Source organism: Micromonospora sp. NPDC007208, assembly GCF_042869175.1.
Taxonomy (GTDB): domain Bacteria; phylum Actinomycetota; class Actinomycetes; order Mycobacteriales; family Micromonosporaceae; genus Micromonospora; species Micromonospora foliorum.
Genome location: NZ_JBIAFG010000007.1, coordinates 92,821 through 109,884, shown reverse-complemented (window position 1 = coordinate 109,884; position 17,064 = coordinate 92,821). Strand labels below are relative to the sequence as shown.

Sequence of the window (17,064 nt, the reverse complement as noted above, 5' to 3'; positions counted from 1 at the left end):
GGGGTGAACCGGCCCGCGCCGGGTAACCGCTCGCCGACCGGGGGCGGAGCGCGTGGTGGGGGTGGGGCTGGGTGCCGGAACAGAATCGCGTACGGGTCGAGCCGGCACCGGGGCCACGGCTGTTGGCGTCTCGGCTGACGCCGGCCGTGCCGCCGGAGCCGGTGGTGGCCCGGCCCCGCCTGCTGCGCCGGTTGGACGAGGGCAGCGCGGGACCGGTCACCCTGGTGGCCGCCCCCGCCGGCTGGGGCAAGACCACCCTGCTCGCCTCCTGGGTGCGGCTGGGCGGCGCTTCGCCCGACGTCGAGCCGGGCGCGGTCGTGCCCGACTCCGGTGACCTGTCGGTTTCGTCCGCCGACGACCCGATCTCCGCCTGGATGTCGGTGGAGGCCGGCGACGACGGGGACCGGCTCTGGGCGTACCTCGCCGCGGCGTTGGGGACGGCGACCGGGTCGGCGGAGGGCGGCCCGGTGCCCGACCGGCCGCCGCGTCCCGACCAGCTGGAGGCGCTGGCCGCCACGCTCGCCGCCGCCGACCGGCCGGTGCTGCTGATCCTGGACGACCTGCACCGGGTCGCCGACCCGGCGGCGTTGACCGGCCTGGAGTTCCTGCTGCGCCATGCCGGGCGGCGGCTCCGTCTGGTGATCGGCGCGCGAGCCGGACTGCACCTGCCACTGCACCGGCTCCGCCTCGCCGGCGAGCTGACCGAGATCGGCCCGGACGAGCTGGCGTTCACCGACGACGAGGTGGCCGACCTGCTCACCGCCCACGCCGCCGCGCTGCCGGCGACCGCCGTGCGGCGGCTGCGTGAGCGCACCGGCGGCTGGCCGGCCGCGCTGCGTATCGCGGCCCTGGCGGTACGCGGACAGCCCGACCCGGAGCGCTGGGTGGGGCAGTTCGGCGGAGACCAACCGGAGATCGCCGGTTACCTGCACGAGGAGGTGCTCGCGACGCTCGACCCGGCCCAGGAGGACCTGCTGCGCCGGACCGCCCTCGTCGACAGCGTCTGCGCCGACCTGGCCGAAGCCCTGACCGGTCGTTCCGACGCCGGGCAGGCGCTGGCCGACCTGGCCGGGACCGGTGGTCTACTGCACCGGGAGGACACCCGGCCGCCCTGGTACCGGTGCGAGCCGCTCCTCGCCGACCTGCTCCGCGCCGGCCTGGCCCGGTTGCCCGCCGACGAACTGCGCGAGCTGCACGTCCGGGCCGCCGACTGGTACGCGGCCGAGGGCCGGCCCGCCGACGGTCTGCGGCACGCCCTGGCCGCCGGCCGCTGGGACCTGGCCGGTGACCTGTTCGTCGCGCACTGGCCCGAGTTGGCCCGCTACGACCGGGACCCGGTGCACGCCCCGGCACCCGCGCCACCGCCAGCGGAGGTGGTCCGCGCCGACCCGGAGGTGGCGCTGGCCTGCGCCGCCGAGCGCGCGTACGCCGGTGATTTGCCGGCCGCCACCGGTCACCTGCGGGCCGCCGCCGAACACGCCGCGGGCCTACCGGTGCCGCGCCGGGACCGGTTCCTGCGGTTGGTCACCGCGCTGGAGCTGACCGTGGCCCGGCTCGCCGACGACCGTGCCGAGGCCCGGGCCGCCGCCGCTCGCCTGTTGCGCACCCGCCCGGCGGAAGCCACGCCGACCCGGGTTCCGACCGGGGTGGCCGGTGTGCCGACCGGGGTGGCCGGTTCCGCTCCGACGGCCGGCGGTGGCGGCGCGGCCGACGACCTGGACCTGCGGGCGTTCACCGGCACCGCGCTCGGGTTGGTCGAGTTGGCCGACGGCGCGCTTCCCACGGCCCGGTTCGTCCGGGCCCGAGCGGCGGCTCGGGAGGCCGGCCGGCCGCGTACCGAGCTGGTCGGCACCAGCCGCGCCGCGCTGCTGCTCGCCGTGCGCGGCGAGCTGCGGGCGGCCGAGCAGGCGGCCCGGGACGCGCTCGGCATGCCACCCAGCCGGGGCTGGTCCTGTCGGCTCGACTGCGGCTACGCGTACCTGGCCCTCGCCGTGGTGGCACTGCTGCGGGACCAGCCCGAGGAGGCCACGGCGAACCTCGCCCTCGCCCTTCCGGCGCTCGACGTGGCGGGCGGCTGGGCCGGCAACCCCGAGATGGGCGACGACCGGCTGGCCGCTGCCTCCGACGAACCGGTGGCGGCGGCGGTGGCCGCGCTGTGCCGGGCGCAGCTGCACCGCGACTCCGGCGACCCGGCGGCCGGCCAGCGGCTGCTCGTCCGGGCCCGGGAGGCGCTGGCTGGCCGGCCCGCCGCCGCCGAGCTGACCGGTCTGCTGCGGGCCGCCGAAGCCGAACTGCGTGCCGCGCGGGGCGACCTGGACTCCGTCCGTGACCTGCTGGCCGGCGCCGCCGACGAGGGGGCCGACCCGGTGCTCGCCGTGACGTTGGCGAAGGTGCGGCTGCTGGCCGGCGACCCCGCCGCCGCCGAGCGAACCCTGCCGGACTGGCAGGCGCCGGCGGCCACGGCCTGGCCGCTACCGGTACGTCTGGACGCCGGTCTGCTGGACGCGGTGCTGGCCGAGCGCGCCGGGGACGGACGTCGCGCGGGTCGGATCCTGGAACAGACGCTGGACCTGGCCGGCCCGCAGGGCTGCCGAAGGGTGTTCACCCGGGCCGAGCCCCCCGTGCGGGACCTACTGGCCGCACACCTGGACGCGGGCACCGCGCACTTCGCGCTGGTCAGTGACCTGGTACGGGGCGCGGGGCAGAGCACCGCGGGGCCGGCCGCCAGCCCGAGAGGCGCGCTCGACGAGCCGCTCACCGAGCGGGAGCTGACCATCCTGCGCTACCTGCAGAGCATCCTGTCCAACGTGGAGATCGCCAGCGAGTTGTCCCTCTCGGTCAACACGGTGAAGACCCACGTCCGCAACATCTACCGCAAACTCGACGCCACCCGCCGGCGTGAAGCGGTCCGGCGGGCGCGCGAGTTGCGGCTGATCTGAGCGGGTCAGGCGTTGGCGGCGGCGTCCGCGGCCGTCAGCAGGTCGGGCAGGTCGTACCCGCCGTCGTGCCGGATGCCGTTGACGAACAGGGTGGGGGTGCCGTTCACCCCGCTGCGGATGCCCCCCACGAAGTCCCGGCGCACCCGGTCCGCGTGCGCACGGTTCTCCACCTCGGCGTTCAACTCGTCCGGCGGCAACCCGACCTGCTCGACGCCGAGCGAGAGGTGCACCGGGTCGAGCTGGTCCTGATGCTCGTAGAGCCAGTCGTGCATCTCCCAGAACCGGCCCCGAACCCCGGCGGCCTCGGCCGTCTCGGCGGCGCGTTCGGCGTACGGGTGCACGTTGGCGATCGGGAAGTAGCGGTAGACCAGCCGTACGGTGTCGGCCCGCTGCCGCAGTAACTCGTGCAGGTTCGGGTACGCGGCACCGCAGAACTGGCACTGGAAGTCGCCGTACTCGACGATGGTCACCGCCGCGTCGGCCGGCCCCCGGATGTGGTCGTCGGTGGTCACCGGGTCCCGAAGCCGGGCGGTGACCTGCAGTGGCGTGCTCATCCGGCCATCACCTTCCGATCGGTGGCGAGTTGGTCCAGCGCGTCGAAGATCCCGTCGGCGCCGGGGTTGACGTCGGGCGGCGACAGGTAGCTCCAGGCCACGTTCCCCGCCGGGTCCAACACCACCAGCGCCCGGGCCGCCTCACCGTTCGACATGTACGCGCCGTAGCGGCGCGCCACCTCGCCCTTCGGCTCGAAGTCGGCCAGCAGCGGGAACTCGATGCCGCGGCTCTCCGCGAACGCCCGGTGGGACCAGATGCCGTCGACCGACAAACCGAGCACCACCGCCTGGTACTGGGCGAAGACGGGTGCCGCCGACTGGTAGAGCGACATCTGGTCACCGCAGACCGGGCTCCAGTCGGCGGGGTAGAAGGCGAGCACGACCGGCTTGCCACGGAACTGCTCGGGCCCCAGCAAAGCCCCGTCCGGGGTGGCCGGCAGGGTGAAACCGGGCGCGGTGCGCCCCGGTTGGATCAGCCCGTTCGGATCACTCATGCCACCAGCCTGCTCCCGGGGTGGGTGAGGTGGGCTCACCCACCCCGGGTGGTTCCGCGCCTGTTCAGCGCCCGCTGGGCGGGCACCCGCGCCGGCTCAGTGCAGCACCGGTGCGACCGCGATGTGGTTCTGTACCTCCCGAATGCCCGGCGCGGACCAGGCCACCTGTTCGACCTCGGCCCGTTCGGGCATCGAGTGCACCAAGCCGGCGAGTATCGCGGTGTCGCCGTGCACCCGGACGCTGATCCGTTCGGCCTCGGTCGCTCCGGCCCGGGCGAGGGCGTCGACGATCCGGTCGGCCAGGTTGCGGCCGTCCGGCGCGGTGGCCGGTCGAACGGTGATGCCGTTGCTCACCCCGCGTACGCCGGTTAGCCGGGCGACCGCGCGTTCGGCGGCTCGGCGCTGGTACTCCCACTCGACGTCGCCGTGCAGCGTCACCCAGCCGGCCGAGACGGTGACCTGGAGCTTCTCGATGGGTACGAACGCGTCCCACTCCAGCCCGTGGCTGGCCGCGGCGGCCAGGTCGCTGTCGGCGCGCTCGGTGCCGTTGTTGAGCTGCACCGCCACGTCGTTGGCGACCGCCCGAACCGAGGCGACCCGGTGCGCGGCCCGTTCGGCGGCCCACTTCTTGGCGTAGCTGTCCACCCGGCCGGTCAGGGTGACGACGCCCTCGGCGACGGTCACGCCGATCTCGTGCGGCTGCACCCGCGGTTCCCAGGTCAGCTCGTCGAGCACGGCGGACTGGATGTCCTGGTCGGTGCGGTTGATCTCCGCGATGGCCATCTGTCCCTCCTCCGCTGTTCCGTGGCGGACCGGGGTGGTGGCTGCGGCCGGAGGTCCGCCCTGCTGCGATCCTGCCGCCGCCCGGGGTGAGCCGTCCTCGCCCGGAACGGGTGACGGCGTGGCCGGACCAGGGCGGCACGGGCGCGGAGGTAGGACGAACATCGATGATGGGAGCGCTTCCAAAGCGAGCGGCTTTCGGTTACGGTAATCGCGTTCCTCGATTGCGGGAGCCGTCGCGTCGGGTGGTGGAGCCGGGGCAGCTCCGTCCGTTCCCGTCGTCGTGCTCGTCCCCCGGGCCACGGCGTCACCCAGGCGATCGACCCCGTCCCCCGGGGTTGAATCCCGAGCGGAACCGGGACCCGGATCACCACCTGTACACCGGTCCGCCGGGCCGCCTGAGGGGTCCGGCACCCGGCGGGCCGGCCCACCCACCCTCGCGCCCATCCACCCTCGCTGATCATGGAGTCGTGGTGGGAGAAATGCTCGTTCCCGCCACACTCGTCCACCACCACAACTGCATGATCGACGCGGGCGGACGCGGACGCGGACGTGCGACGGCGGGCCCCGCTCGACCTGAGTCGATCGGGGCCCGTGGTGACGCTGTCGTTCAGATGGCGGGGGAGTTGGGGCGGTCGACGTCGACGAACTCCACGTCGTCGACGGCACGGTCGTCGCGGCTGCCAGCGGCCCGCGCGGCGGAGCCGACGGCCCAGCCGACCGCCGCGCCGACGAGCGCGGCGCCGATCAGGAGCGTCCACGGCAGTGCCGGCTGGCGGCCGGCGAGCGCGTCGAAGGCCAGCGAGGCGCGGCGTCGCGCCTCCTCGGCGGCGGATCCCACCAGGTCACCCGCCCCGTCGGCGAGGTCGCTGCTGTTCTGGCGGGCCGAGCGGGCGGTGTCCCGCACGCTGTCTCCGGCATAGCTGACGGCCGAGAGCAGGTGCTCCCAGGCCTGGTCCGCGATCCGCTCCGGCTTGCTGCGGCGGTCCAGCAGGTTGGTTCCGAACATCGTGGTTACCTCCTCGGGTGCCGAAGCCGCCGGCCACTTCGGACTTCGGCGTCTTTCCAGCGCGTCACGGTGTCGTCTACCCGCAGTGCCCCGCGTCAGCCGGACGCAAACCCCGACCACCGCGGAGCACCGGCAGCTCGGCGCGCCGGAACTCGACGCGCCACCACCTCAGCGGACCGCGGACACGGCGACGCCCCGGGCGAAGTCGTCGTCGTCATCGTCATCGTCGTCTCCGCCACCGAAACCGCAGGCCAAGACAAGGGCGAGCAGGACGCCGACGCCGGCCAGGCCGGCAAGTCGCTTGATCATCGAAGATCCTCTCCGTCGCGGTGGTGTCTCCCGGCCGATGCTAGGGCGCGTCGGCAACCATGGGCGCGATCCGCACCGGCCGGCTGTGGGCGACACGCCGACGGCACACGGGGCAGGCGTACATCCCGGGCCGGTTGTCGGGTGCGCCCGGTCCGGACCGCTACCCTGGTTCGGCGGCGCGTCGGTCACGACCGATCGCCGATGGGTCAAATAACAAAAAGTCTTGAGTAATCAGATACTGAAAAGTGCGGATATGGGCGGCTTTGTGGGTCGGGATCCGCGAATTGCTCATCCCGAGGGGTGGCGACCGAGGCCGTCGGAGGAATACTCTCGGTCGCGGCCCGCGTACTGATGAGGCGCCCGGGGGACGGGCGGGTGGAGGTGCTCGCGTGAGCCTGTCGATCGTGAAGTCGGTTCTGTCCGGTGGTGTCGTGGAGATCGCCCCGCGGGGCGAGATCGACGTCGACACAGCGTACGAGGTGCGCGAAGCGATCGCGGAGGTGCTGGCCAAGGGCCGCCCGCTGCGCATCGAACTCAACATGAGGCTGGTCACCTTCATCGACTCCGTCGGCATCAGCGCCATGGTTGCCGGCTTCCAGACAGCCGAGGTCAGCGACGTCAAGCTGGTGGTCACCGAACCGAGCCGGTTCGTGCACCGGCAGCTCTGGGTGACCGGCCTGCTCGGCCTCTTCGGTGCCCCGGAGCCCTACTTCGCCGGCGCCGCCACCCCCGAGGTGCTGCCCGGCGCCTGAGCGCGCCAGGCGTCCTCGTCAGGGCTGCTCGTCCAGGCCGGTCAGGTCGATGTCGGTCGCCTCGGTGACCGCTCGGATGGCCGTCACCGACGCGTACCCGGCAGCCAGCAACGCCACGTCCGTGCCGGGCTGTGCGGCCTGCCCCGGCTCCTCCAGTGAGGTACGGACGTACCCGTGGCCGGATTCGGCCACCGTCATCTGCACCTGGCCGAAGCTGGCCAGGGTGCCTCGCCGTACCCCGCGCAGCTGCCCGTGCGGCAGGTCCGGGGCGTTCACGTTGAGCACGCTCTCCAGCGGCGCGGAGGTCAACCGGGGGAGCAGGTCCAGGGCGACCCGCGCGGCGGTGTCCCAGTGCCGCTCGGCGTCGCGTACGCGGGCGGCGGCGTCCACCGCGGCGCCACCGCTCGCGGCCGTCGCCGCACCGGCCGAGAGCACGTCGAGGGAGACCGCCATCGCCCGGCAGCCGTTCGTGGCGGCGGTGAACGCGGCGCCCACGGTCCCGGAGTGCAGCACCGCCCGGCCGGCGTTGGCGCCCCGGTTGACACCGGAGAGCACCACCGACGGCGGTGGGCCGAACGCCCCGTGCAGGGCGATCAGCGTGATGAAGCCGGGGGAACCGGCGACCCCGTACGCTGCTACGCCCGCCAGGTCCGACAGCGGGTGGTCGTTCACGACCACCCGCCCGTCGCGCTCCATGGCGCTCATCGCGGCGCTGGTGCCGCTCGCCTCCTCCATCGGCGCGGCGACCACCACGTCCAGGCCCCGCTGCCGGGCCGCCCAGGCCAGCGCCTGGATGCCGGGTGCCGCGATCCCGTCGTCGTTGGTGATCAACACCCGCAGGGTCATCGCTCGGCCACCCGGTCGGCCAGCTCGTCCGGGGTGGTCCGCTCCTGTTGCCGGCTGTCCGCCGGCACCAGCCGGACCCGGTCCACCAGGCCGGTGATCGAGTCCAGCCGCCCGGTGCCCAGGCCGTGTCGGGTCACGTTCAGCGCGCCGGCGGCGGCGCCGGTGCGGATGGCGGTCCGGATGTCCCCGCCCCTGGCCACGACGGCCGCCACTCCGGCGGTCATCGAGTCGCCCGCCCCGCGCGGGTCGGCGGCCTCCAGCCGGGGCATCTCGACCTGGAACAACTCCCCGTCGATGAGCGCCAACGCCGGCTGGTCGGCGCGGCTCACCACCACCGTCTCGGCGCCGCCGACGTGCAGCTCGTACATGGCCCGGGTCAGTTCCGCGCTGTCGTCGCTGCGGGCGCGGCCGTCGCGGATCAACTCCTCGTGACTCACCTTGAGGAAGAACACCCCGCTCTCCAGCACCGAACCGAGGTGGTCGCCAGAGAGGTCGACGACCACCCGGCCGCCGTTGGCCCCGAGGTCGGCGGCGAAGCGTCGGTACAGGTCGGCGGGTACGAGCCATGGTTCGTTCGGCCCACTGAGGATGCTCACCGGGGCCCGTAGGCCCTCGCCGAGGGCGAGGTTGTACAGCTCGTCGATCTCGTGCCGGCTCAGCGGCTGCCCGGGCACGTCGGCAATCTCCTGCCGGGAGCCCTCCCGGCGATCGTGCACGTACCCGCCGCTACCGGAGTCACGGACCACCACCTTGAGGTCGACGCCCTCGCTGACCAGCAACGGCTCCAGCACCTGGCCGATCTCACCGCCAAGGGCGGCGCAGAGCACCACGTCGACACCGAGGGAGATCACCATCCGGGCCTGCCAGACGCCCTGCCCGCCGGGGTGCAGGTGCAGCTCAGGGTGGTCGTTGGGCTGGTCCACGGTCACCGTCAGCTGTGGAGTGGGCGCGAAGACCATCACGTGCCCACTCATCGGTCGTCGCCGTTCATGCTGGTCGCCCTCCGGCACCTTCGGAAGATTTCGTACTAACCGACCTTAATCGCGCAGGTAGTGGCAGGTCGTGCCATCGACCCGGTCCGGGCGCGGCGCTCGGGGCCGTCGGGCGTTGCCAGCCAGACATCGGTACGGGACGATCGGGCGACCAACGACGGCGGGAGACGGTGTGCTCAGCAGCGATACCTTCAGCTACACCGTCCAGGCCCGGTGCTCACCCGCCGAGGCGGCGGCTCTGCTCAGCGACCTGACCCGGCAGGGTGAGCTGCACCCACTGATCGTCCGGGTCCGCCGGGTGCCGCCCCGGCCCGGCGCCCAGGCCAGCTACACGATCAACGACCGGTTGGCGGCCGGCCCGCTGCGCTTCCGGACCACCTACCACGCGGACGTGCTGATCAGCGAGGCCGACGAGATCGTCATGGTGGCCCGCCAGTGGCCAGCCACCACGGTGCGCAACCACACCCGACTGCGCGCCGAGCCGGACGGCTTGGTCCGCATCGACGTCGAGATCACCCTGACCGCGCCGACGCCGCTGTTCCGCTACGCGTTCCGCCAGGCCCAAGCCGCTCACCTCGCCCTCGCCACCCGGCTGGGCGCGGCCCTCGACCGCACCGCCAACCCCCCGCCCACCTGACCCGCCCGCCCCGAGGGCTTGCGCCCCCACCGTGCGCCGATCTTGCAGTTTCGGTTGTCGGTATCAGTGGGATGCCCCAAATGCCGGCACAGCAAGTGCAAGATCGCGGAGCAGGGCGGGCAGCTAGGTCGTGGTTGCAGCGCGATCACGGTTCGTGCGGGTGGTTCGGGCGGCGGCGCGTCGGCCCCACGGCTTGTAGGTGGACAGCACCGTCGCGATGATCATCAGGCTGGTCGACACCGCCGGCGCGATGACGAGGTCGGCCCGATCGCGTGCGGGCAGGGTCGCGCCGACCGCCCCGGCGTGGCGCAGGTTCGGGGTGAGCAGGAACAGCACCAGCCCGACCATCACCGTGGTGAGCACGAGCTTGACCAGCACCCAGCGGTGGCGCAGCAGGCCCCACGGGGTGAGCAGCGAGCTGGCGACTCCGATCAGCCAGACCAGGACGCTCAGTGGCGCGAACAGCACCGTGCCGACCAGGGCCGTGACCGGATAGACCACCGCCGGGTCGGCGCCCCGCTGCACCGCGATGCCGAGGGTGAGCAGCACCAGGTCGGTGCCCAGCCAGCCGAGCGAGGTGACGAGGTGCAGGGTGAGCAGGGCCTTGCGGGTGGTGGGTCGGATCCGAGGCATACCGCGATGCTGCCCGCCGACGCCGGCCGGGTCGTCCGACGAGCGACGACATCAGGGGTACGCCCGGCGACGTAGCCCGGTCCCTGGACGCACGTGATGCCTGTGAGTCATCACGATGACTCACAGGCATCACGACCCGTAGGGAACGGCTGGGGTCAGTAGACCGACAGGTGTACGTGGTTGGTGTGGTCGGTCGACGGGGTGCCCTGCGCCCCGCTGTACGACTTCCACCCGCTGCTGGGCAGCCAGATCTGCTTGTACCAAATCACGTAGAGCACGGCGAGCCGGTCCGCGTTGCGGATGAAGTACGCGGCCAGGTTGTTGCCGTAGGTCTTGTCGCCACCGGTCGCGGCTCCACCGAAGCCGCCCTTCTGTGCCGCGAAGTCGCAGGCCCGGCCCTTCGGGTGTTCACCGGAGCCGCTGGGGCGGTGGCACGAGACGTACCGGGTGAAACCCGCGGCCTTCGCCTGGTTGAGCGCGTGCAGGGTGCGCGGGGTGATGCAGCCGCTGGCCGGCGTGGGGTCGTTGATGCTGCACGACTCGGAGGGCCAGGAGCCGTCGGAGTTGCGCGGCGCGGCTGTCGCGTTGGCGGTGGAGGTGCCCCGGTTGGAGTCGGTGTCCGCGGTGGTCTGCGGCTTGGGTGTGGTGGCCACGGTCAGGGCCCGTTCGGCCTGTTCCTTGCGCTTGGCCATCACCGCGACCTGCTTGCGCTGTTCGTTGATCTCGCCGTCCAGGGCGACCCGGGTGCGGTTGGCCTTGTCCTTGCTGTTCAGCAGGTCGCGCAGCACCCGGTCCTCGTTGGCGGCCACCGCGTCGAGCGCGGCGGCCCGGTCCATGAAGCCTTCCGGTGTGTTGCTGTTGAGCAGCGCCGACATCGCGCCGAGCCGGCCGGTGCGGTAGGCCACTTCGGCGATCTCGCCGACCTTGCCGTTGCGCTGGTCGATCTCGACCTCGATGGTCTTCAGCTGGGTGGCGAGCTGCTGCTGCCGTTGTACGGAGGTGTCCAGGGCGCGCTTCGCGTCCAGGTAGCCCTTGCTGGCCGCCTCGAGTTGGGCGCGCAGCGCCGGGGTGCCGCCCTCCTCGTCGGAGTCGGGTGCGGCGGCCCGTAGGCCGGTCGGGGGAGCGGCCGAGGCGGTGCCGGCCGGGAGCGCGACGCCGAGGGCGAACATCGCGACGATCAGGGCCGCCAGTCGGGCGGCGGGTGGTCGTGCTGGTGCCACTGCGCATGTCCTTCCGTCAGCCGCCGACCGGGTTAGCTGACGGGTTCGGGACGGAAGATCCCTACCGCTGACGCGGATGCACCCCAGGAACATGGTTCCCCGGTTCGCCCAGGTGGGCGATTAGGCGGCGACCGCCACCGGCGCCGGGAGGGCGCCGCCTGGTGGAGGCCGGGACCGAGCCTACCGGTGCCGGTGGGGCGGCTGCAGCCAATGTGACGGACGGTGCGTGCGTCACCACGGAAAATCACGGCCCGGTCACCACTCGATGGAGCCACACGCCCCGGAGGCGGCGCCCGGCTCGATCTGCAACGTCGCGTGCTCGATGCGGAAGTCGTCGTGCAGGGCCGTACGCGCCGCGGTGAGCACGGCGCCGACCTCCGCGCCGGGTGCCATGGTCAGGTGCGCGGAGGCCACCTCCATGCCCGAGGTGAGCGTCCAGACGTGCAGGTCGTGCACCTCGACGACGCCGGGGACCGCGGCCAGCCGGTCGTGCACGGCGGTCACCTGGAGGTGCTCCGGGGCGGCCTGCACCAGGATGCGGAGGGCGGCGCGGGCCAGCCGCCAGGTGCGCGGCAGGATGAACACGCCGATGGCGACCGCGACCAGGGGGTCCGCCCACCACCAGTCGGTGACGCTGATGAGCAGCGCCGCACCGATGACGCCGAGCGAGCCGAGCAGGTCGCCGAGCACCTCCAGGTAGGCGCCCTGGAGGTTGATGCTCTCCCGGGCCCCGGCGCGCAGCATGGCGAAGGCGGCGATGTTCGCGAGCAGGCCGAGCACGGCCACCGCGAGCATCGGACCGGCGATGACCTGGTGCGGGTCGCCGAACCGGCGGATCGCCTCGATCACCACGTAGATCGCGACGCCGGAGAGCAGGACGGCGTTGGCCAGCGCGGCGAGCACCTCGAGCCGGTAGAGGCCGAAGGTGCGCTGCGGGTCGCCGGTGGCCCGGCGGGTCGCCGTGATCGCGGCGAGCGCCATCCCGATGCCGAGCACGTCGGTGAACATGTGCCCGGCGTCGGAGAGCAGGGCGAGCGAGCCGGTGTGCAGGGCGGCCACCGCCTCGACCACCATCAGGGTGGCGAGCAGACCGAATGCCGCCCAGAGGCGACCCCGGTGCTGGTGTGCGGCATTGGCGACGGACCCATGGTGGTGGTCATGACCTGCGCCCACGAGAACCACCTTCCGCCGCTGGTCGGGACCCGGTCAAATGTATGCTCACATCGCTATGTATGCAAGTGTACGGGTAGCGCCTTCCCGCCGGCGGCGGTCCGTACGGGTCAGCCGGTCGGGTCGATGGTGGTGAGCCGCTGGGTGGCCCGGGAGAGCGCCACGTACAGGGTGCGTACCCCGGCGCCCGGATCCGCCCGGATCTCGCTCGGGGCGACCAGCACCACCCCGTCGTACTCCATGCCCTTGGCTTCCAGGCTGGTCACCACCTGCAACCTCGGCGCGCCGAGCGCGCCGAGCCAACCGGCGACCTCGTCCCGGCGGGGGACCGGCGTGATCACCCCGACCGTGCCCTCCACCTCGGCCAGCAGGCCGGCGGCGGCCTCCACGGTCGCGGTCTCCAACCCCGTCGGGGGCACCACCAGCTCGACCGGCTCGACCCCGGTGGAGCGGACGGCGGTCGGCAGCGGCAGGTCCGGGTAGAGCCGACGGATCTCCGCCGCCGCCACCGCGAAGATCTCCGCCGAGTTGCGGTAGTTGGTGGTGAGCGTGAAGTCGTGCCGCTTGCGCCGGCCCAGCGCCTGGTCGCGGGCTCGGGTCAGCTCCTCCGGATCGCCGGTCCACGCGGTCTGCGCGGGGTCGCCCACCACGGTCCAGGATGCCAGCCGGCCGCGGCGACCGATCATCCGCCACTGCATCGGCGAGACGTCCTGCGCCTCGTCCACCACCACGTGCGCGTACTCCCGGTAGTCCTCCGGGCGCTCGCGGGCCGCCGCGCGGGCGGCCCGCTGCCGCTCGCCGAGGGTGCTCAGCTCGCGGACGCCACCGGCGAGCTGGAACGGGTCGCGTCGCGCCTTGGCCGGCTGCGCGGGCTTGCCGAGCAGCGCGTCCAACTCGTCCAGCAACGCCACGTCGGCGATGGTCAGCCCGGCCGAGTCCAGGTTCCGGTACGCGGCGTTGAGCAGCCGGATCTCCGCCGAGGAGAGGATTCCCCCGGCGTACCGGCGCAGCCGGTCCGGCTGCGCCAGCCAGCCGAGCACGTGCCGGGGGTGCAGCCGAGGCCACCACGCCTTGAGGAACTCCCGGAACTCCGGCCGCTCGGCGATCTCCGCCTCGAAGGCCGGCTGCTCCGGCAGTCGACCGCTGCTCAGCTCACGGGCCTGTGCCCAGAGCGCGGCGAACACCCCGTCGAAACCGGCCCGGCGCACCTCGTTGCGCCGTGCGCCGCGTTGCAGCGCGCGGTCCCGGATCCGGTCCAGCGCGGCCCGGTCCAGCCGCAGCAGCGTGCCCCGGTAGAGCAGCCGTAGCTCACCCGGGCCGCCCGGCACCGCGTCGCGGGCCGCCCGCTCCAGCACCCGGCGCATCCGCAGCGAGCCCTTCACCGCCGCCACCTCGGGTGGGTCGGGGCGGGTGGCGGTCATTCCCGGGAACAGGGTGCCCAGTGAGTGCAGAGTCGCGGTGTCCTCACCGAGTGACGGCAGCACCGAGCCGATGTACTCGACGAAGACCGACGACGGGCCGACCACCAGGATGCCGCCGCCCGCGTAGCGGCTGCGGTCGGAGTACAGCAGGAACGCGGCCCGGTGCAGGGCGACAGCGGTCTTGCCGGTGCCGGGGCCGCCCGCGACGATCGTCACCCCGGAACCGGGCGAGCGAATCGCCTCGTCCTGCTCCCGCTGGATGGTCGCCACGATGTCGCGCATGCCCCGGCCGGTGGCCTTGGACAGGGTGGCCAGCAACGCGCCGTCACCGACGACAGTCATCCCCTCCGGGGCGGCGGTCGGGTCCAGCAGGTCGTCCTCGATCCGGGTGACCCGCTCGGCGCGGGACTGGATCGTGCGCCGCCGCACCACGTCCAGCGGCTGCGCCGGGGTGGCCTGGTAGAAGGCGGCGGCGGCCGGCGCGCGCCAGTCCACGACAAGCGTGACGGCGTTCTCGTCGCGGATCCCGAGTCGCCCGACGTGCAGCACCTGACGGTCGCGCAGGTCCAGCCGGCCGAAGACCAACCCCTCGTGCTCGGCGTCCAGGGTGTGCCGCCGCTGCGCCGCGTGGAAGACCATCGCGTCGCGCTCGACCAGAGCGCCGTGCGTGCCCACCCGCGCCATCCGGTAGCCGTCGCGCTCGGCGCGGACGGCCGACTGCCGCAGCTCGGCCAGTCGGGCGTACACCCGGTCGAGGTGTCGTTGCTCGACGGCGATCTCCTGCTCCAGGCCGGTCTGGTCGGTCAACGCACGCTCCTTCAGGGGTCGCCGGCAGGCGGCGGGAACCGCGCGGGCCAACCGAGAAGAGTACGGCCCCGGGCCCGACCCGCCGCGCCCGAGGTGCGCGAACGTGCTCAGGCAGCCGTCTCGGCGGGGGTCGTGGCACGGTGGGCCGGCGGCGGTTCCGCGAGCACCCGCCGCAGCACGCTGGTGAGCGCGGCGTTGACCTCGTCCGGGCGTTCCATCATCAGCATGTGGCCGGCGCCCGGGCAGACGGTCAGCTCGGTGGCCGGCAGAGCCGCCGCGATGGACTCGGCGCACGGCGGTGGGGTCAGCCGGTCCCGGTCGCCGACCAGGGCGGCGGCCGGCAGGTGGGCCAGCGCGGCGAGGGTGTCCAGTCGGTGCTGGGTGCCGATCGAGGCGCGGAACCCGCCGATCGAGCGCAGCGAGGCACGAGCCACCGCCGACGTCACCAGGCGGATGTCGGCCGGCTCGCAACGGTCACCGAACAGCATCCACCGGATGCTCGGTTGCAGCGCGTTCAGCAGTGCCCGGGGCGCGCGCCACGAGCCACACCGGGCCAGCACGCCGGCGCCGGTCGTCTCGGCCAGCCGGATCAACCGAGCGATTCGCGGCGAGAGCCCGTAGACGGTGTGCGTGTGCCCCTCGGCGGTGGTCGAGACGAAGACCAGGCCGGCGGTACGGGCGGCGAAGTGCGCGGGGTGGCGGTGGGCGTACTCCATGATCGTCATGCCGCCCATCGAGTGCCCGACCAGCACCACTGGGCCGGTCGGCGCCACCGCGTCGATCACCGCGGCCAGGTCGTCACCCAACTGGGCCAGGGTGGCCGTGGGCAGCGCCATGCAGCTGGACCGGCCGTGCCCCCGCGCGTCGTAGGCGACCACCCGCACCGCACCGCCGAACGGCGCCTCGGTGAGCGCGTCGACCTGCCGGTGCCAGGCGCGCCCGTCCAGCGTCCAGCCGTGCAGCAGGATGGCGGTGACCTGGGCGTCCGTCGGACCCGTCGCCTCGACGTTGAGCCGTACACCGTCCGGCAGACCGACCTCGAACCGCTCCGGCATCGCCACCTCCCCAGGGCCGCCCAGTACCACCAGCACCGGGATACCCGGCGGTAACACCGGCTACCCGCCATGACACCACGCCAATCGCGGCGTGGCGAACATTCCCGTCCTCGCCCGTGCTGGACGGCGGCGGGCCAAGCTGAACGGCATGAGGTCGTCGGGAGCGCCCATGGGCGCGACGTCGGGGCAGGGGCGGCAGGCCGGCGGTACGCCCCGCGCCGCGCTGGCCGACCTGCTCGCCGGTAATCGGCGGTTCGTCAGCGGCCAGCCGGTGCACGGACACGACGTCACGGCCGCCGCCGCGGCCTCCGGCGACCAGCAGCCGTACGCCGTGGTGCTGGGCTGCATCGACTCCCGGGTGCCGCTGGAGGCGATCTTCGACCAGACCTTCGGCGCGATCTGTGTGATCCGTACCGGGGGACACGTGCTCGATCGCGCGGTCTGCGGCTCGATCGAGTACGTGGTCGGCCAGCTCGGCGTACCGCTGGTGATGGTCCTCGGCCACGAGCGGTGCGGCGCGGTGCAGGCCACGGTGGAGGCGCTGCGCACCGGGCAGCGTCCCGGAGGGTCGCTGGCGCACCTGGTGGACGAGATCGCCCCGGCGGTGATCGAGGCGGGGATCGACGATCCGGCGGTGCAGCCGCTGGCGATCCGCCGGCACGTCCGGCGCACGGTGCGTACGCTGCGCCAGGACGACCTGCTGGCCGGGCCGGTGGCCGCCGGCCGGGTGGCCGTGGTCGGCGGACTCTACGACCTGGCCACCGGCGAGGTCGCCCTGCTCGATCCAGGCTGACCCGGCCCCGGATACGCAAAACCGCCCGCCGGGAACTCCCGGCGGGCGGTTCGGTTGGTGCGGTGGGGGAGGGCTCAGCCCTCGAAGACGCCGGCCGCGACCAGGCGCTTCTCGGTGGCCTCCCAGCCGTCACCCGGGTGGGTGGCAGCCAGGTTGTTGATCTCCGCCCGGATCTTGGCGGCGTGGCCGGCGGCGGCCAGCACGCGGATCTCCTCGACGAAGGCGTCGGAGTCCGTGCGCAGGTGCGCGGTCTTGCCGTTGGTCAGGTTCCGCACGTAGGCGTGCTTGCCGCCGTTGAGCGGGATGAGGTACTTGAACTCGCCCAGCACGCTGAGGGCGCCACCCTGGCCAGCCTGGCCGGCCCGGACGGACGCGCGCGCGGTCTTAGAGGTGTTGCTCGCCACGGAGGTACTCCTTGCAAGACGTACGGGAGGACTGGACGTCCGGGGGCTGTGTGCGGGTCGTACGTGACTCGGCCCGCGAAGGTGTAACGCGGCATAAGCCGCCGGTGGAACTGTACAGGACCACGACATCATGCTGGTCGTCGCGGTGTCCTGAGAGGCAACGGCGACCACCCGTCCGGCTATTCCAGCCGGCGTTTTTTCCGATTCCCTGGCGCACCACGCGTCACAGGAGTCATCATGTGTTGCAGC

17 protein-coding genes and 1 riboswitch are annotated in these 17,064 nt (G+C 73.3%); of the genes, 4 read left to right on the top strand and 13 right to left on the bottom strand.

Translation table 11 applies throughout. The features are described 5' to 3' along the window. The first annotated feature begins 71 nt into the window (after nucleotides 1–71). Nucleotides 72–2,939, top strand: coding sequence for a LuxR C-terminal-related transcriptional regulator (locus ACFYL6_RS16605; protein WP_387171936.1), 2,868 nt, complete (start codon nucleotides 72–74; stop codon nucleotides 2,937–2,939). 5 nt (nucleotides 2,940–2,944) lie between these two features. Here the strand turns inward: ACFYL6_RS16605 and ACFYL6_RS16600 are convergent, their stop codons facing one another. The 5 genes from ACFYL6_RS16600 to ACFYL6_RS16580 all read right to left on the bottom strand — a co-directional run bounded on the left by ACFYL6_RS16600 (nucleotide 2,945) and on the right by ACFYL6_RS16580 (nucleotide 6,085). Then, nucleotides 2,945–3,493: a DsbA family protein gene (locus ACFYL6_RS16600; protein WP_091409221.1), complete on the bottom strand. Its 549-nt coding sequence runs from the start codon at nucleotides 3,491–3,493 to the stop codon at nucleotides 2,945–2,947. Beyond that, on the bottom strand, nucleotides 3,490–3,987 hold the full coding sequence (locus ACFYL6_RS16595; RefSeq protein WP_387171934.1) for a redoxin domain-containing protein: 498 nt from the start codon (nucleotides 3,985–3,987) through the stop codon (nucleotides 3,490–3,492). The genes ACFYL6_RS16600 and ACFYL6_RS16595 overlap by 4 nt, the downstream gene beginning before the upstream one ends. 96 nt (nucleotides 3,988–4,083) lie before the next feature. Continuing rightward, complete coding sequence (locus ACFYL6_RS16590) at nucleotides 4,084–4,770, bottom strand: BON domain-containing protein (RefSeq protein ID WP_387171932.1); 687 nt, start codon at nucleotides 4,768–4,770, stop codon at nucleotides 4,084–4,086. 607 nt (nucleotides 4,771–5,377) lie between these two features. Next, nucleotides 5,378–5,776: a hypothetical protein gene (locus ACFYL6_RS16585; RefSeq protein ID WP_091409235.1), complete on the bottom strand. Its 399-nt coding sequence runs from the start codon at nucleotides 5,774–5,776 to the stop codon at nucleotides 5,378–5,380. Between the two features lie 168 nt (nucleotides 5,777–5,944). Further along, nucleotides 5,945–6,085 (bottom strand): hypothetical protein, encoded by a 141-nt coding sequence (locus ACFYL6_RS16580; RefSeq protein WP_238670080.1) that lies wholly within the window; start codon nucleotides 6,083–6,085, stop codon nucleotides 5,945–5,947. Nucleotides 6,086–6,474: 389 nt separating this feature from the next. Here ACFYL6_RS16580 and ACFYL6_RS16575 point away from each other — a divergent pair, with 389 nt between their 5' ends. Next, nucleotides 6,475–6,837, top strand: coding sequence for an STAS domain-containing protein (locus tag ACFYL6_RS16575; RefSeq protein ID WP_030330302.1), 363 nt, complete (start codon nucleotides 6,475–6,477; stop codon nucleotides 6,835–6,837). Nucleotides 6,838–6,855: 18 nt separating this feature from the next. Here ACFYL6_RS16575 and surE read toward each other — a convergent pair whose 3' ends face one another. Continuing rightward, entirely contained in the window at nucleotides 6,856–7,683 is an 828-nt protein-coding gene (surE, locus tag ACFYL6_RS16570) for a 5'/3'-nucleotidase SurE (RefSeq protein ID WP_387171929.1), read from the bottom strand. Next, nucleotides 7,680–8,657: a PfkB family carbohydrate kinase gene (locus tag ACFYL6_RS16565; RefSeq protein WP_387171928.1), complete on the bottom strand. Its 978-nt coding sequence runs from the start codon at nucleotides 8,655–8,657 to the stop codon at nucleotides 7,680–7,682. The genes surE and ACFYL6_RS16565 overlap by 4 nt, the downstream gene beginning before the upstream one ends. Before the next feature lie 190 nt (nucleotides 8,658–8,847). On the opposite strand from ACFYL6_RS16565, the gene ACFYL6_RS16560 reads away from it, so the two are divergent. Beyond that, complete coding sequence (locus tag ACFYL6_RS16560) at nucleotides 8,848–9,312, top strand: SRPBCC family protein (protein ID WP_387171926.1); 465 nt, start codon at nucleotides 8,848–8,850, stop codon at nucleotides 9,310–9,312. 123 nt (nucleotides 9,313–9,435) lie between these two features. On the opposite strand, the gene ACFYL6_RS16555 is transcribed toward ACFYL6_RS16560, so the two are convergent. The 5 genes from ACFYL6_RS16555 to ACFYL6_RS16535 all read right to left on the bottom strand — a co-directional run bounded on the left by ACFYL6_RS16555 (nucleotide 9,436) and on the right by ACFYL6_RS16535 (nucleotide 15,618). Next, entirely contained in the window at nucleotides 9,436–9,945 is a 510-nt protein-coding gene (locus ACFYL6_RS16555) for a hypothetical protein (RefSeq protein WP_387171924.1), read from the bottom strand. 155 nt (nucleotides 9,946–10,100) lie between these two features. After that, the gene (locus ACFYL6_RS16550; RefSeq protein ID WP_387171923.1) at nucleotides 10,101–11,165 is read right to left on the bottom strand and encodes a coiled-coil domain-containing protein; all 1,065 of its coding nucleotides are present in this window, start codon (nucleotides 11,163–11,165) and stop codon (nucleotides 10,101–10,103) included. Nucleotides 11,166–11,170: 5 nt separating this feature from the next. Next, nucleotides 11,171–11,302: riboswitch (cyclic di-AMP (ydaO/yuaA leader) on the bottom strand. A 118-nt stretch (nucleotides 11,303–11,420) separates the two neighbouring features. Then, on the bottom strand, nucleotides 11,421–12,338 hold the full coding sequence (locus ACFYL6_RS16545; protein WP_387171921.1) for a cation diffusion facilitator family transporter: 918 nt from the start codon (nucleotides 12,336–12,338) through the stop codon (nucleotides 11,421–11,423). Between the two features lie 107 nt (nucleotides 12,339–12,445). Next, nucleotides 12,446–14,563: a HelD family protein gene (locus ACFYL6_RS16540; RefSeq protein ID WP_387171920.1), complete on the bottom strand. Its 2,118-nt coding sequence runs from the start codon at nucleotides 14,561–14,563 to the stop codon at nucleotides 12,446–12,448. Between the two features lie 107 nt (nucleotides 14,564–14,670). Further along, nucleotides 14,671–15,618, bottom strand: a complete 948-nt coding sequence (locus ACFYL6_RS16535) for an alpha/beta fold hydrolase (protein WP_387171918.1) — start codon at nucleotides 15,616–15,618, stop codon at nucleotides 14,671–14,673. 169 nt (nucleotides 15,619–15,787) lie between these two features. Here ACFYL6_RS16535 and ACFYL6_RS16530 point away from each other — a divergent pair, with 169 nt between their 5' ends. Further along, nucleotides 15,788–16,411 (top strand): carbonic anhydrase, encoded by a 624-nt coding sequence (locus ACFYL6_RS16530; protein WP_387171916.1) that lies wholly within the window; start codon nucleotides 15,788–15,790, stop codon nucleotides 16,409–16,411. A 74-nt stretch (nucleotides 16,412–16,485) separates the two neighbouring features. Here the strand turns inward: ACFYL6_RS16530 and ACFYL6_RS16525 are convergent, their stop codons facing one another. Next, entirely contained in the window at nucleotides 16,486–16,815 is a 330-nt protein-coding gene (locus ACFYL6_RS16525; protein ID WP_030330285.1) for a hypothetical protein, read from the bottom strand. Nucleotides 16,816–17,064 lie beyond the last annotated feature (249 nt).

What these genes read in the sequence shown, in the direction of transcription:
- ACFYL6_RS16600 (WP_091409221.1), bottom strand. Translation starts at nt 3,493, where the DNA reads ATGAGCACGCCACTGCAGGTCACCGCCCGGCTTCGGGACCCGGTGACC.
- ACFYL6_RS16595 (WP_387171934.1), bottom strand. Translation starts at nt 3,987, where the DNA reads ATGAGTGATCCGAACGGGCTGATCCAACCGGGGCGCACCGCGCCCGGT.
- ACFYL6_RS16590 (WP_387171932.1), bottom strand. Translation starts at nt 4,770, where the DNA reads ATGGCCATCGCGGAGATCAACCGCACCGACCAGGACATCCAGTCCGCC.
- ACFYL6_RS16585 (WP_091409235.1), bottom strand. Translation starts at nt 5,776, where the DNA reads ATGTTCGGAACCAACCTGCTGGACCGCCGCAGCAAGCCGGAGCGGATC.
- ACFYL6_RS16580 (WP_238670080.1), bottom strand. Translation starts at nt 6,085, where the DNA reads ATGATCAAGCGACTTGCCGGCCTGGCCGGCGTCGGCGTCCTGCTCGCC.
- surE (WP_387171929.1), bottom strand. Translation starts at nt 7,683, where the DNA reads ATGACCCTGCGGGTGTTGATCACCAACGACGACGGGATCGCGGCACCC.
- ACFYL6_RS16565 (WP_387171928.1), bottom strand. Translation starts at nt 8,657, where the DNA reads ATGAGTGGGCACGTGATGGTCTTCGCGCCCACTCCACAGCTGACGGTG.
- ACFYL6_RS16555 (WP_387171924.1), bottom strand. Translation starts at nt 9,945, where the DNA reads ATGCCTCGGATCCGACCCACCACCCGCAAGGCCCTGCTCACCCTGCAC.
- ACFYL6_RS16535 (WP_387171918.1), bottom strand. Translation starts at nt 15,618, where the DNA reads ATGCCGGAGCGGTTCGAGGTCGGTCTGCCGGACGGTGTACGGCTCAAC.
- ACFYL6_RS16530 (WP_387171916.1), top strand. Translation starts at nt 15,788, where the DNA reads ATGGGCGCGACGTCGGGGCAGGGGCGGCAGGCCGGCGGTACGCCCCGC.